Source organism: Neorhizobium puerariae (assembly GCF_042429745.1).
GTDB lineage: Bacteria > Pseudomonadota > Alphaproteobacteria > Rhizobiales > Rhizobiaceae > Neorhizobium > Neorhizobium puerariae.
In genome coordinates, this window is record NZ_JBHMAA010000011.1 from 38,552 (window position 1) to 52,656 (window position 14,105).

14 protein-coding genes and 1 pseudogene are annotated in these 14,105 nt (G+C 61.3%); 6 read left to right on the top strand and 9 right to left on the bottom strand.

The genetic code is table 11. The features are described from left to right. Positions 1–123: 123 nt before the first annotated feature. From ACFFP0_RS08940 to ACFFP0_RS08970, 7 genes are all read right to left on the bottom strand, one after another. Positions 124–1,206, bottom strand: coding sequence for an ABC transporter ATP-binding protein (locus ACFFP0_RS08940; protein ID WP_377259237.1), 1,083 nt, complete (start codon positions 1,204–1,206; stop codon positions 124–126). Between the two features lie 3 nt (positions 1,207–1,209). Then, positions 1,210–2,199 carry a glycoside hydrolase family protein gene (locus ACFFP0_RS08945; protein ID WP_377259240.1) on the bottom strand — a complete coding sequence of 330 codons (990 nt, stop codon included), beginning with the start codon at positions 2,197–2,199 and terminating at the stop codon, positions 1,210–1,212. A 13-nt stretch (positions 2,200–2,212) separates the two neighbouring features. Next, positions 2,213–3,082, bottom strand: a complete 870-nt coding sequence (locus ACFFP0_RS08950; RefSeq protein ID WP_377259243.1) for a carbohydrate ABC transporter permease — start codon at positions 3,080–3,082, stop codon at positions 2,213–2,215. A gap of 3 nt (positions 3,083–3,085) precedes the next feature. Beyond that, a complete protein-coding gene (locus ACFFP0_RS08955) occupies positions 3,086–4,159 on the bottom strand; it encodes a carbohydrate ABC transporter permease (RefSeq protein ID WP_377259245.1) in 1,074 nt (357 codons plus the stop codon). Positions 4,160–4,216: 57 nt separating this feature from the next. Continuing rightward, complete coding sequence (locus ACFFP0_RS08960; protein ID WP_377259248.1) at positions 4,217–5,482, bottom strand: ABC transporter substrate-binding protein; 1,266 nt, start codon at positions 5,480–5,482, stop codon at positions 4,217–4,219. A 221-nt stretch (positions 5,483–5,703) separates the two neighbouring features. Continuing rightward, a complete protein-coding gene (locus ACFFP0_RS08965) occupies positions 5,704–6,516 on the bottom strand; it encodes an inositol monophosphatase family protein (RefSeq protein WP_377259251.1) in 813 nt (270 codons plus the stop codon). Between the two features lie 5 nt (positions 6,517–6,521). Further along, positions 6,522–7,454, bottom strand: a complete 933-nt coding sequence (locus tag ACFFP0_RS08970) for a glycerophosphodiester phosphodiesterase (protein WP_377259254.1) — start codon at positions 7,452–7,454, stop codon at positions 6,522–6,524. Here ACFFP0_RS08970 and ACFFP0_RS08975 point away from each other — a divergent pair. Then, on the top strand, positions 7,444–8,313 hold the full coding sequence (locus ACFFP0_RS08975) for a LysR family transcriptional regulator (RefSeq protein ID WP_377259257.1): 870 nt from the start codon (positions 7,444–7,446) through the stop codon (positions 8,311–8,313). The genes ACFFP0_RS08970 and ACFFP0_RS08975 overlap by 11 nt on opposite strands. A gap of 197 nt (positions 8,314–8,510) precedes the next feature. Here the strand turns inward: ACFFP0_RS08975 and ACFFP0_RS08980 are convergent, their stop codons facing one another. Further along, positions 8,511–8,960: a hypothetical protein gene (locus ACFFP0_RS08980; protein ID WP_377259260.1), complete on the bottom strand. Its 450-nt coding sequence runs from the start codon at positions 8,958–8,960 to the stop codon at positions 8,511–8,513. A 314-nt stretch (positions 8,961–9,274) separates the two neighbouring features. Between ACFFP0_RS08980 and ACFFP0_RS08985 the strand changes: the two genes are divergently transcribed. From ACFFP0_RS08985 to ACFFP0_RS08995, 3 genes are all read left to right on the top strand, one after another. Continuing rightward, positions 9,275–9,619, top strand: coding sequence for a hypothetical protein (locus ACFFP0_RS08985; RefSeq protein ID WP_377259263.1), 345 nt, complete (start codon positions 9,275–9,277; stop codon positions 9,617–9,619). A 418-nt stretch (positions 9,620–10,037) separates the two neighbouring features. Next, entirely contained in the window at positions 10,038–10,958 is a 921-nt protein-coding gene (locus ACFFP0_RS08990; RefSeq protein ID WP_377259266.1) for a helix-turn-helix domain-containing protein, read from the top strand. Between the two features lie 9 nt (positions 10,959–10,967). Beyond that, positions 10,968–11,225, top strand: a complete 258-nt coding sequence (locus ACFFP0_RS08995; RefSeq protein ID WP_377259269.1) for a type 1 glutamine amidotransferase family protein — start codon at positions 10,968–10,970, stop codon at positions 11,223–11,225. A 220-nt stretch (positions 11,226–11,445) separates the two neighbouring features. On the opposite strand, the gene ACFFP0_RS09000 is transcribed toward ACFFP0_RS08995, so the two are convergent. Then, positions 11,446–12,369 (bottom strand): LysR substrate-binding domain-containing protein, encoded by a 924-nt coding sequence (locus ACFFP0_RS09000; RefSeq protein ID WP_377259272.1) that lies wholly within the window; start codon positions 12,367–12,369, stop codon positions 11,446–11,448. A 156-nt stretch (positions 12,370–12,525) separates the two neighbouring features. On the opposite strand from ACFFP0_RS09000, the gene ACFFP0_RS09005 reads away from it, so the two are divergent. Together ACFFP0_RS09005 and ACFFP0_RS09010 are read left to right on the top strand one after the other, a co-directional pair. Beyond that, positions 12,526–13,461, top strand: a complete 936-nt coding sequence (locus ACFFP0_RS09005) for a TSUP family transporter (RefSeq protein WP_377259275.1) — start codon at positions 12,526–12,528, stop codon at positions 13,459–13,461. 55 nt (positions 13,462–13,516) lie between these two features. Further along, positions 13,517–14,098, top strand: a pseudogene (locus tag ACFFP0_RS09010) (NAD(P)/FAD-dependent oxidoreductase); the annotation flags it as partial. Between the last annotated feature and the right edge of the window lie 7 nt (positions 14,099–14,105).

A 14,105-nucleotide genomic window follows, 5' to 3' on the forward strand; every position in this document is an offset into this window, starting at 1 on the left:
CGGCCTCAGATGATCCTTCATGAGAATGCGGTCAGAGTTTTTCGTTCCGACCGTCGATGAGCCGGTCTTCATTCGCGCGAAGTCGACACTCATCGAATTTCTTGGCCAACTTCGAACCTGGCGTCACGCCAGAACGACCGCGGCGCCAAAGGTGTCGAAGAGTTTCGCTTCGTTGACCTTGGGACGTATCTGCAGCCGTTCGCCGATGCTGACTGGGTTGTCGGCCGGAAGTTCTGCCGTCGCCCTGTCGCCCGATGGCAATTGCACCACCGCCGTGGTCTCGTTGCCCAACCGTTCCACCAGCATCACCGTCGCGTCGATGCCACCGGCACCGGAAATTTCGAAATGCTGCGGGCGCAGGCCGATGGTCAATTCGTCGCCCACGCGCAGGTTCGCATCTCGGGCGATGAGCTTGACCTGACCCAGTGCCGCCGAGGCGAGCTCCAATTCCCGGCCTTCGATCGCTTCGAGCCTGCCGGAGAAGAAGTTCATCTTCGGCGAGCCGATGAAGCCCGCGACAAAGCGGTTGGCGGGTTTGTGATAGAGTTCGAGCGGCGCGCCGACCTGCTGCACGACACCTTCGTTCAGAACCACGATGCGGTCGGCTAAGGTCATGGCTTCCACCTGATCGTGGGTGACATAGAGCATCGTCGCCTTGAGGTCCCGGTGCAGCTTGGCGATCTCAAGACGCATGTCGACGCGCAAAGCGGCATCGAGATTGGACAGCGGCTCGTCGAACAGGAAGACTTCCGGATTGCGCACGATGGCGCGGCCGATCGCAACGCGCTGGCGCTGACCTCCCGAAAGCTGGCTCGGACGCCGGTCGAGCAGATGCTCCATCTGCAGAATGCGAGCGGCATTCGTCACCTTTGCCTCCTTTTCGGCCTTGGATGCGCCGGCGATGGTCAGCCCGAAAGCAACATTCTCGCGCACGGTCATATGCGGGAAGATGGCGTAGCTCTGGAAGACCATGGCGATGCGCCGGTCCTTGGGCGGCACGTCGTTGACCACTTGTTCGCCGATGGTCAATGTGCCGGCACTGATGTCTTCGAGGCCCGCAATCATCCGCAAAAGCGTCGACTTGCCGCAACCCGAAGGACCGACGAAGACGACAAATTCACCGTCCTCGACGTCCAGATCGATGCCATCGATGACGCGATTGCCGTCGTAGTCCTTAGCGAGACCGGTCAGGGAAAGGCGAGCCATGATCTATTCCGCCTCCCGAACGCGCGGGACGACATGCAGCAAGCCGTCGGCATCGACGGTGACATCGTCCGGATCGGTCACGATACCGATGAAGTTCTCGGTCGTGCCGCGGGCAAAGCCGAGAATCTTGAGGCCATCGGCATCGAGAATGCGGGCCGCGTAGCGGTTGATGGGCGCGCCGCTGTCCAGGAAATCGCCGGGTGCCACGCGCCAGGGGCCACGCGGGCCGTCGCCGACGAGATAGTGGCTTCCCGTCACCGGCTCCTGGCTGACGGCCGCAGCATAGGCCTTCGACCAATTGCCGGCGCTACAGCAGAACAGGCAATACCAGCGGCCTGCGATCTCCAAGACCTGTGGCACTTCATGGTGGCCGAAGGCGCCGACAAAGACCGGCGGCTCGAGCGTCCAGGTCACCAGGTCCCTGGAGGTGGCAAAGCCGATGGCGCCGCCCTCGTTGGCTTCTTCGATGCCGGGCGCGCGGGCGGTAAAATACATCAGCCACCCCTCGCCATCGGGGTCGCGCATCACCCATGGATCGCGCATGGCGCGCTCGTACCAATGGCCGGGCGTGTAGGTCACCTCGTAGAGGCCGGCATTGGGGCCTTCAAGGTCGAGGCAGAGGCCGTCGCCAACGCGCTGCCAATTGTGCAGGTCATCGGACACCGCATGGCCGATGCGCTGCACCTTGGCGTCTTCGGCCTTGCTCGTGCCGGTATAGAACAAATGCCACCGGCCGTCGTCGCCGTGCACGACAGAGCCGGTCCAGGTGGTTTCGTCATCGAAGGCCGGGCCGCCGAAAGGGGCAAAGCAAGTACCCAGAAGCTCCCAGTTGACCAGATCGTCGGACACCGCGTGGCCGATGGAGACGTTGCGGTGCCGCAGGCGCGGATCGCCGAGCGATCGGTCGGCTTGCAGGAAATAGCCATGCCAGCGAACACTGTCATGGACGTACCAGCTGTCCCAGATCCACTTGTCCTCAAGATGAATCGCCATTGGAAAACTCCGATCAGCCTTTTATGCCGGTCGCCGCAATCGAGGCGATGAAGGCGCGTTGCAGAAAAACGTAGAAAACGAGCACCGGCACCGTGATGATCGAGAGATAGGCCATAACCTCACCCCAGGGCACGCTGAGCTGGAAGAAATATTGCAGTCCGATCATCACCGGGCGGTAGCCTTCGTCCTGCACCACCATCAGCGGCCACATATACTGGTTGTACATGGCGAGGAACTTGAGGATGGCGGCGGTGGCCGTCACCGGGCCGGCCAGAGGCATCACCACGCGCCGGTAGACCTGCCACCAGCTGGCGCTTTCGACGCGGGCGGCCTCGATCAATTCGCCCGGGAGGTCGCGGAAATATTGAACGAAGAGGAAGACCGTCAGCCCGTCGGCGATGAACGGCACGATCTGCACCTGATAGGAATTGAACCAGCCGAAGGCCAGCCCCTCCGCCCCGATCCAGGGCAGTTTGGACACCAGCAGCAGCATGGGAATGGCGATCGCTTCGAAAGGTATGATCATGGTGGCGAGAATGGCCGCGAGGACGATGTCGCGCCCGCGCCAGTTGATGAAGACAAGGGCAAAGCCCGCCAGCGAGCACAGCGCGAGGCTGGCCAGCATGGTGATCGCCGTCACCAGCACCGAATTGAAGATAAAGAGCCCGACCGGCACGCGCCGGAAGGCTGCAGCGTAATTGTCGAGCGAAATGTCGCCCACGGGCAGGAATGCGGCGAGGCTTGTGGTGTCGTTCAGCAATTGCATGTCGGGCTTGAAGCTCGACATGACCATGAAGACGATAGGGAAGATGAAGATCAGCGCCAGCACGACGAGCGGCAGGTAGCGCGCCGTGGTCAGAAGGACATGTTCATTGCGCGTCATGGACTAGACCTTCTGCCGGGTGAGGTGGCGCTGGAACAGCGAGACGCAGAGCACCATGGCAAAAAAGATCACCGAGATGGTGGCGCCGCTGGCGATGTCCTGCCGGGCGAATCCGCGTTCGACGGCCTGGAACATGATGGTCTGGGTGGAATCGAGCGGGCCGCCGGCGGTCATGACGTTGACCTGCGAAAACAATGAGAAGGCCTGCATGGTGATGACGATGAGGATGAGCACGGCCGTGTTGCGCAACCCGGGCCAGGTGACATGGCAGAATACTTGCCGGCGATTGGCGCCCTCGATGGCCGCCGCCTCGTAGAGCACCGGGTTGATCGTCTGGATGCCCGCAAGCCAGATGACCATGTGGAAGCCCACGCCCTGCCAGATCGACATGCCGATGATGGACCCCAGCGCGGTGGCCGGATTGCCGAGCCAGTTTATTGCCGGCAGCGTGCCGAGGCTCAGCCATTTGAGCAGGTTGTTCAAAAGCCCGCTGTCCGGCGCATAGATGAACTGCCAGAGCAGGGATACGACGACGATCGAAACGACAACCGGCATGAAATAGATGGCGCGAAAGATCGTCATGCCCGGCAGGCGCTGGTTGACGAGCAGGGCCAGCACGAGAGCCAGGGCGCTTTGCAGGGGCGCGGCGAACAGCACGAAGATCAGCGTATTGCCGATGGCTTTCATGAAGACGATGTCGCGCGCCAGCGCCACGATGCGGTTGTCGCCGAGCTGGAAGGAGAACCATTCGCGCATGCCGGTCAGGTGCGGATAGTCGGGATTTGCGCGGGTGAAGCTGCGGATCGAGGGATAGGTGGCATCGCCCGCGTCGTTGCGTTTGATCGTGCCGTCCGGGCCGCGTTCGGGCTCCAGCGTCAGCATGCCGACGCCGAGCAATTGCTGGTAATTGGCAAGGCCGACGAACCGCGGAGCGTTGGGGGAAACCAGCCGCTGGTCGGTAAAGCTGTAGATAAAGGCGAGAACAAACGGCAGGACTGTAAAGACCAGAAGCAGCAGAACGACCGGCCCGGCCATCAGCCAGCCTGCGCGGTTCGAGATTGTGAACTTCGATGCCATGGCTGTTCCATGCGAGGGGTAGGAAAGGAGCGCGCATTCGCGCCCCTCAAATCCGGCTTAGCGGTGGCCGTAGCCGTTGTTGCGTTCGATGTCGGCGTTGATTTCGTCGACGGCGGCGTCGAGCGTATCAGCCACGCTGGCGCCGTTGGCGATGTCGCCCATGGCCTTGCGGAACACGACCGATTCCACCGCAAAGCCGGGGGTGACCGGACGGACCATGCCCTGCTCGTTGGAGAAGGCGAAGAACTGTTCCAGCGGGCCGCCGGGACGATAGTTCTTGGTCAGCGCAGCAGCGGTCGTGGTGGCGGGAATGAGGCCGATACCGTCCGAAAAGGCCGCCAGGTACTTGTCCTGCAGGGCGAATTCGATGAAGGCGGCAGCTCCCTCAGGGTGCTTGGATGTCTTGGAAACACCGAACTGCCAGGAGGCGGCGCCGACCTTGCCGCCATGGCCAAGATCGGGCGCGGGCAGGAACACGGTGTCGTCGAAGGCGGCGAGGGCCTTGGTGGCGGTGCCGCTGCCCTGCCAGGAGAAGGCATAGCGGCCCTTGGCAAAGCCGGTTTCCCGGTCGGCCTGGCTCTGGGTGGCTTCGGCGTAGCCGCCGGTGAACAGAGCCTGGAACCACTCACCGAACGCCATGGCATTGTCGCCATTGAGCGCGCCTTCGGCGGTAAGGTAGGTCGAACGGTCGACGAGGTCGCCGCCGAAGCTCCAGAGCAGCGGGGTCAGCCCGTAGGCATACCAGCCGCCGCCATTGTTCTGCATGGCCAGGTCAAGCGCGTAGGGGAAATTGCCCGAGGTCTTGGCAGCCTTAAGGGCGGCCATGAACTCGTCCCTGGTCCAGGGCTGTTTCAGTGTCGGGGTGCGCAGGCCGAGTTTTTCGAGGGTCGACGTGCGGGTCACCAGCGAGATCGTGGCGTCCCACAGGCCGATGGAATAGAGCTTGCCGTCCCAATAGCCCTTGGCGCCGGGCAGGAAGTTTTCGATCTTGGCCTCGTTGATGGTGAGGGGCTGCATGTACCCGGCCCAGGCCCAGTTGGGCATGTTCGGTCCATCGACATCGAGAATGTCGGGCAGGTTGCCGGCGAGCGCACCGGCGACGACGCTGTCGTTGTAGGCCGGCGTCGGGAAGCTCTGCAGTTCCACGGTCCAGTTGGACTGGCTGGCGTTGAAGTCGGCGACGATCTGGTTGATGATCTTGCTTTCCACCTCGTTGCCGGCCCCGTGATACCACATGCTGAGCGCCGTCTGTGCCATGGCCGAGGAACTGGTCAGTGCCGCGGCAAGCAACCCGAGGCCGGCGATCTTCCAAAGTCTGTTCATGATGGATTCCTTTCTGCTGGGAGGCGGGTGCAGGCGCCATGCATATGCGGTTGGCAGCGTGTTTGGCGTGGCATCGGTTCTTCCACACGAAGGAGACTAGCGATCCTGAAAGCGCAGCGAAAATGCCGTTTGCCTATGAGGCGCCCCGGACTCGGCATAGCTGTCATCGGGTTGTTGCAATCGGCGCGGCGCAGTTGGACGAGGGCAACAAGACGCATGGATCAGGCGAGTTGGGTTTCCATCCAGCGGGCAAGCCGGCGTGTCATCGCGGGGTCCGGCGTCACCACCAACCCGCTCTTGGCATCGCCGGGGCTGTAAGGTTGCCCATCCAGCCGCAGGCAGGCGCCGCCCGCTTCGGTGAGTGCCAGGCAGCAAGGTGCATGGTCCCACGGCATGGTGCGCCAATAGAGTACGAAATCGAGGCGTCCCTCCAGCATGGTCAGGCAATCGGCAGCCGCCGAATACAGTTCGGAGCCGGTAAGACCGATTGCTGGAGTCGCCGACGCCAGCGTCTGGCTGATGGCTTGCGGCATGCCTGAATGCACGACGATGCCGTGCGGAGGGGAGCGCACAGCGGTCATGGCCTTGGCCGGAATGCCGTTAATCGACACGCCTTCTCCCCTGCGCGCCAGGATGAGCTTGTCGAGCAGGGGGAAATAGATCCATGCCATCTCCGCCCGGCCCTCGGCGACGAGGCAGACCATGATGGCAAATTCCGGCCGTCCTTCGACGAAATTGCGGGTGCCGTCGAGCGGGTCGACCAGCCAGACGAGGTCGTTCCCCAGGCTTGCGAGCAGGCCCGGGTCTTCATGAACGCTCTCCTCGCCCACGGTGACGCTGCCCGGCAGGAGCGCGACGAGCCTGGGCAGCAGGAAAGCCTCGACGTCGCGGTCGGCCCTGGTCACATAGTCCAGGGGCGCCTTGAGGGAGATGTCGTCGGACGAGAGGTGGCGATAAAGAGGAAGCACAAACCGTTCGGCTGCCTCGATCACGAGGTCGGCGACCGGCTGAACCAGGTCATCGGATTGGAGCATGGGGGTCAGATATCTCCACCGACAAGGCGTGCCAAGAAGCCGGCATCGTCGCAGCAGAGTTGGTCCATCCGACCCTCGGCGATCCAGGCCAGAAGCCGCGGTTCGAGATCGTCGCCATAGGTGGCGTTGAGGGCGATCTTGTCGGGGCGCGGCACGGTGAGGAAGGCGGCAATGCCCTCTTCATGCAACTCTTGGGCCTCACCGGAGGCAAAATGCTGGATTTCGATGTTGTAGGCGTCGAGCAGCGCTTCCCGCGCGGCGGCGACGGGATTGATCAGGCGCGAATGGCTGATGCCGAGCGTGTGGATGCGCGGCATTTCCAGCTTGGCCCGGCGCAGCTGGGCGAAATCGAACGAGGAGAACTGCACGACGCCATGGGCGTCTTCCTCGTCGATCAGTTTGGCCAGGCGCGGCAGGATTTCGTCGTCGCGGCCATGGATCTTGAGTTCGAGCTGTATGATGAAGCCCAATTCCCTGGCCAGGGCAAAACCCTCGCGCAGGGTCGGAACGCGCTCGCCGGCGAACTGCGGCCCGAACCAGCTGCCCGCGTCGAGCTCGCGCAGTTCATCGAGCGTCATCCTGGCCACGAGGCCCTTGCCATTGGTGGTGCGATCGACGCTGGCATCGTGGATCAGCACGAATTCGCCATCGGCCGTCACGGCCAGATCGGTCTCGCAGACGCTCGCCCCCAGCTGCACCGCCGCGCGGAAGGCGGCGAGCGTGTTCTCCGGCGCGCTGTAACTTTGCCCGCGATGGGCGCAGATGTGCAGTTTGCCGGTTTCGGAGAAAAGAAGAGACACGCGCGTTTCCTTGATTCGTGTTGGGCAGGTGCGCCAGACGGGCGTAGCGGCCACTGTCATCGCGATGTCGAAAAGGTTAGCTAAGTGGCCGCAACGACTGAAATGCCGATTGGGCATGGGGGCCGACTTGATCAACATAACCGTCACACAACTGAAATATTTGGACGCCGTCATCAGGGCCGGCAGCTTTTCGAAGGCGGCGCTGGCGGCCAACATCTCCCAGCCGGCGCTGACCCGGCATATCCAGTCGCTTGAGGAGGAATGCCGCGTTCCCCTGCTGCGGCGCACCAGCCGCGGCGTCTTTCCGACTGAAGAGGGCAGCCGGCTGCTCGACGCGTCCGCGCGCGTGTTCGAAAGCCTCGACTACGTGCAGAGCATAGGCGCATCCCTGGTCGGCAAGACTTTGCGCATACGCTCGGTTTCAACCCCGCGCCTGGCCGACTTTGTCGGCCTCTGCCGCGCCAACCTGCTCAATGTCGAGATCGACCTGTCCATCAGCACCTTCGCCGATATCCTGGAAGCACTGCATCAGCGGCGCTGCGACATCGGCTTCTTCACGGCCCCAGCGGGCCTCGAAGGCGTCGAAGCGGTGGAGATCGGTCGCTACAAATATCATGCCTATGTCGGGCGCTCGCACGCATGGGCCGACCGGTCGCAGATTTCCATCCGGGAACTTGAAGGGGTCGGCCTCATCATCTCGCCGTCCGTCCGCCGGTCCCGTCAGGTATTCGACGACCATCTGCACAATCATGGTGTCGTGGCGCCCATTCTCTACGAGGTGGCCTCCATCGAAACCATTTGGCACCTGGCCCGGCTCGGCACCGACGTTGGCATTCTCTCCGACCTTGGCCATGCCGTCAGCGACGACATCGTGCGGCTGGAGTTTGCCGAGGACCTTTCGATTCCGCTCCACATGGTTTCGCTTGCACATGAAGAGCGCACCAACCTGGCCCGTGCTGCATTTGCACTTGGCGCGAAACAGCTTGCAGCGCATTAGGTGACGGCCTCACGCGGTCAATATTCCCGCTTTCAGCGCGTGGCTTCACGAACAACGCAACGCTGTCGAGCGGTCTTTCAACAAGCTCAAACGGTTCAGGGCCGTGGCAACCCGATACGACAGACGCGACGATAACGTCCTCGCACCTATCCGGCTTGCCTCAATTCGTATCTGGCTGCGATCTTGGGAGCTCGTGACTAACGCGCCAAACCCAACATCACCTTTGCCGTAGCCCACCATCGGGGCGCTTTGTGCTCTCGTATCCTTTCACGCTCTGCCCACTCGGTACCGGTGAACTCAGCCCTTTTTGTCATGGGCTGAACAAGAAATTCGATCCGTTTCATGAATGCGCTGCTGTCGAACTGTTTCGACGTTATCAATGTACCATCACCGGAAGGCTCTGCGTGGAAGAAAACCTCAAGATTGACCACTGGTACCGGGCGGATGCTGCGCAGGAGATCAATCGCCGATCCGGTCGTTATGGCGAAGGAACAATTATCCGAGCGAAGTATATCAAAAGCCTCAGTCACCGTCGATGCTGCAATGGCCTCATGCCCATGTTCCGCCAGTTTCGTGACAATCAGATTGGCCGCTGGCTGAGGCAGAAATACAAGAATTTTCCCGGGGCGGATGATCCCTGTCGGCATGGTGATTTCCTCATACGGAGATGACGAAAATCTACCTCTTGCCAGCGTAAGAGTGTGTTTGGTTATGTTTGATTTTATTGCGGACATTGCGTAGTTGATCACAACTCGACGGAGGCCAAAGATCGGGTGGGCTCGATTTCCCCCGCATTTGCCGGTTGCAGCCTCAAGAACGTGCTGAACCATGCCGGCCCGCCGGTGCGAGCAACCGGCTTTCCCATTCGAACGCATGGTAGGAAACCGAAACAAAACAAAACAAAATCGAATGCTGCCTCCAATTTCCGAACCTATAACTGCGGAAATGAGGGAGCCTTGTGATGTTCAATCTCGTCGACCTGTCGTCGCTTCGGCGAATTTGTATCTATCTGCCGGATACGCGGGCAATCAAATTGCTCGAGTCCGCCTTGATCGCCGAGGGTCTTGCGGCTGTAAGCGTCACGACCTTCGCGGAATTCGAGATGACGATACGGCGTGGGGACTACACTGCAATCATTACCGTGTCTTCCTGTATTGATGGAATTCGGACGTCTTCTGAATTGCCGATTATCGATATTCAGTCGCTCTTGGACGATTGGATGCAGACCGACGCCGCTCGCAAACCAACTGCATTCGAGACGATGTCGTTCCTGCAGGGTACTTGCTTCGTCGCCTTGCGGCGCTAGGCCGTTCATTCGGGAAGATCGTACGCATGAGGGGATGGGCCGCCGTGCCCGCCATGCCTCCCGTCGTATATTCTGTGCGGCCGGTCGGCAGATTGTCATGCCGACAACCCGGCTCCCCCTCATAGATGTCATAGGATGCCGGCCGGATCACTGGGTGTGCCCACCAGCCTCGATCAGAAGGTGCCGCGCGTCGTTCGATTGAGCAGGCGCATTCCAGATGTCGCTGTGGTCATATTGAACTCGACTGACACGGTACGAAAGCCGCGGTGGTTCGTGCGTGCGAGGAGCACGCCTGGCGTGAACGAGGGCATGGGTCGTCAATTGACGAATGTCCTTCATCTCGGCATGAAGGGGAGCGAGGTTGTTCGGACATTTAAGATCGCCTAGAGAGGTAACTGAAATTGTAGGGGAAAGTACAATGGCCGAACGCGGCAACGGCTCCTCCGGGAACGTAACCTTGTCACGCCCGACCGCTCTTGGAGGCGGACACGGCGTTCTGCGCGCAAGACCGGAGAAGTGGGGGCCGAGAGCCAAGCTCGATGGCGCGGCGGTTGCCTGCACCCATGCCGGACCCAATTCGGTTCAATTCGTCCCTCCGGCACACGCGGCGCTGGTTTTCTTCACGATGGAACCGCAATGGCAGATCGCGCTCAACAGCGACCGAAGGATTGTCGACATCGCGCCAATGGGATCGCTCGAAATCGTTCCCGCGCAGAACGAGGTGTTCGCGGGCTGGACGGCGCAGAAGCATAGCTTGCGCCTGGACATCGATCCGCTGCGCCTGCAGCGTCTGGCGGGCATGGAGTTCGACCGGGAGACGTTCGAACTGCGCCCGCCGAAGCCCGGCCTGTTCGACGAGAAGGCACACACCCTGGCCTGCTGGATGCGGCACGAAATTCAAAACAACGAATTGGGCGCCCAGGAGAACCTCGATGCTCTGGCCACGGTCTTCGCACTCCACCTGCTTCGCAATCACAGCTCGCTGAAGGACCGGCCGGCTCAGGTTTTCAATGGCGGGCTTCAGGCCAGAACATGGCGAAGGGTCAATGACTTCATTCAGGAGCACTTGAGCGCGCCCTTATCCCTGGAGCGTCTGGCGTCGATCGCCAACCTGTCGCCGACGCACTTCGTTCGGGCTTTCAAGCGCACCACCGGCCAGTCGCCGCACCAGTATGTGATTTCATCCCGGCTCTCATATGCCCGGGGCCTGATCGTCAATACCGATACCCCGTTGAGCCGGATCGCGGAGCTTGCCGGTTTCTCGAACCATAGCCACATGACCGCGGTGATGCAGAGGACCTGGGGAACGACACCCACCGAGTTCCGCAGAAAGCGATAGCGCGGTTGCGTGATGGGAGTTCATGGCTTCACCGACGAGAAGGAAGAGGAGGTGAACGTCGCCTTCGGCATGACGCTGAACGAGTACACCATCCAGAGCGAGGCTGCCGGCATCGCGGGCACCAGCTTCCTGTGCCGCGGTGCAAACGAGCCGTTTGCCATTCGCGACGGCCGCCTCATCACCGGCCGGCAGCAATACAGCAGCGGGCTAACCGCCGAACTCCTGTGGAAGCGCTCGACGAGTATTGATTGTCGAGGGACGGCATAAATTCTTTGTGGTGGTTGAAACAGGCGGAGAAAGGACCTTCCGATCTCCCCTTTGGCGTGTCGATCCCGCCGATCGCTCGTCGTAGCCATCGTTGCGGGCTAAGCGCCTCCATGGATAGCGCTCAGTTTGCCTGTGAACGTGCCTGATGCAGGCGTCATCGCAAGGGAATCGATCCCCCTGCGGCATTCCGCGATGCTGCAGTGGTTTGCTCGCAGCGAAGCTAGAGTGTTGCCCTTCCGTTCCCGGCGACCCCGGGCAGATCGCCGGAGAGGAGTTCGCTTGCGGCTTGCTCGAAGACGGTGATGAAGTCCTCGACGTAGGGGCGGGTGCGGCGGGCTGCCGTCCGGTAGATATGGAAGTCTACGACGATGGACGGTTCGAACGGCCTTATGGCCAGCGTCGCTCCGGAATCCGCTGCAACGAGCGGATGAACGAGAGACACTCCGAGCCCGGCTTCCACCAGCCTGCACACGCCCGTGACAAAGGATATCTCGATGCTGCTCGATACCTGATGCCCGGCAGCCTCGAGGGCTTCCGCCATCCGCTGGGGCAGGGTGCTCTCGTCGGTCAGCGAAACGATGTTCTCGCCAGCCAGAAGCGCTGGTGTGATGATATCGTGACGGGTCAGGGCGTGCCCCTCCGGTAATATGCACACCACCGGAGCCGTCATGAGTGACGTTCGTTCCAGCCCCCTGATCTCCGTGGTCCTGCTTGCGATCAGAACATCGAGCTTTCCGTTTTCTATCCTGTCGACCAGGAGGTGCGATTCCCGGATCAAGATCGACAGCCTTACGCCGGGACGGAGCCTTGCATAGTCCTGAACGGCCTTGAGCAGCAGCAGCCCCGAGAGCGCCGGGACGACGCCGACCCGCAGAACCTCCGCCTCCTCGCGGCGCAACTCGCTCACGGCGCGCCCGAGCTGATCGAGACCGACGAAAATGCGCTCGACCTCGGAGTAAAGCCGTCGCCCACGGTCAGTCAGAATCAATCTGCCTTTCTGCCGCTCAAACAGCTTCAGACCGGTCTGCCGCGCGAGATTTGCGATCAGCTTGCTCAGGGACGGTTGCGAGACGTGGAGAGCTGAGGCTGCGAGGCTGACTGTTCCGTGTTCCACCACGGCTTTGAAGGCCTCGACCTGGCGCAAGCTGATTACCGACATTCCATAGCCTCAAGGAATAGATGATGAAAAACAAGATATTTGACTGCATATCATAAAATCGATCACTTCTATAGACTAATTTACGCCCCCGACCCGACGGCAGTTCATCGGAGCGGGTGGCGATGCGAATAACGGACCGCGATGATCGACGCTTTTGTTCCTCCGGATATCAGTTGGCAGTTTGCGGCCATTCTTGTCTTTGCCAGCTTTTTCACGTCGGCGTTGACGGCTTCTCTTGGCCTGGGAGGCGGCGTCGCCATGCTGGCCGTCATGGGAGCCGGCATGCCGGTTGCAAACCTGCTGCCCGTCCACGGCATCGTTCAGCTCGGCTCCAATTTCGGACGTACCGTGGTCCAGCACCGCCATGTCATCTGGCCTCTGGTGATGTGGTTCCTGATCGGCAGCGTCATCGGGATCGCGTTCGGCGGACCGGTTGTGGTTTTCATTCCGGACGCCTTCGCCAAGATCATGCTGAGGCTTTTCATCCTGTGGTCGGTGCTCGGCCGGACGCTGAAGCCGGATACCGAGCGCGTAAACCGCGGTTTCTTTATCGCCGGAGACGTCGTGACGAGCTTCGGGATGATGATCGTCGGGGCGACCGAGCCGCTGGTGGCCGCCCTGCTGTCTACTCGCGGGATCACGAAGCAGCCACTGATCGCAACCCATGCAACCTGCATGGTCGTGCAGCATGGCCTGAAGATCCTGGCATTCGGTCTTCTTGGCTTTGCCTATGCGGCCTGGCTGCCGATGCTTGGGGCGATGATCGCCAGCGGTTTTGCCGGCACGCTCGCCGGAACGCTTGCTCTCGACAACATGCCTGAGCGTCAGGCCCTCGCATCGCGCGGCCACAGGCTGATCGTCGGTTCCCATCGCGATATCGCCGACGATTTCGAAGAATGGTTCACCAGCGGCACGGCCGATGGCTTCAACGTCATTCCGCCGGTCGCTCCGGAATCTCTCGAGGATTTCGTGACTTTGGTGGTGCCGGAACTGCAAAAGCGCGGCCTGTTTCGAATCGAATATACGGGGATGACCCTGCGCGACCATTTAGGCCTGCCACGCCCGGTGCGCCGATGAAGCAGGTTTCACACCGCTGCGCACCAGCCAGGAAAATGATATCGGATGGCTGCCCATGACTAAAGAAGCTTCCAATGTGATTGTCGTCGGCGCCGGAATCCTGGGTGTTTCAACGGCCTCCCAACTCGTGCGGCGCGGTGTGGCCGTCACACTCGTCAACGACGGTCCGGTGGGGAATGGAGCTTCCGGCCGCTCGCTCTCCTGGCTCAATTCCGCGCGTGTCTGCTCGGAAGCATACCATCGGCTCAGAATGGCCGGCATCGACAGATATCGCACGTTGTCGCATCGATTTCCCACCGCAAGCTGGCTTTCCTTCAAGGGCGGGCTGATGTGGGACCCCGATGACGCGACGAACAGGATCGACGCAACCTTTCGTCGCAATGTGTCGCTTGCGTATGAGGCGGTCCATGTCGATGCGGGCAGCGTCTCGGAGGTGACGCCTGGTGTCGACGCCCGAGCAGTAACCCCGCAGGGCGCCATCTTCAATCCCGGAGAAGGTTGGTTCGATCTGTCTGCCCTGATTGATGTGCTGCTGGCTGACTTTGTCCGGCACGGCGGCAAATTGGTGACCGATCAGGGGCCTGCGCATGTCGTCGTCAGGGGCGGCCGGGCAACGGGTGTGTCCACGTCGACCGGTTGACGAC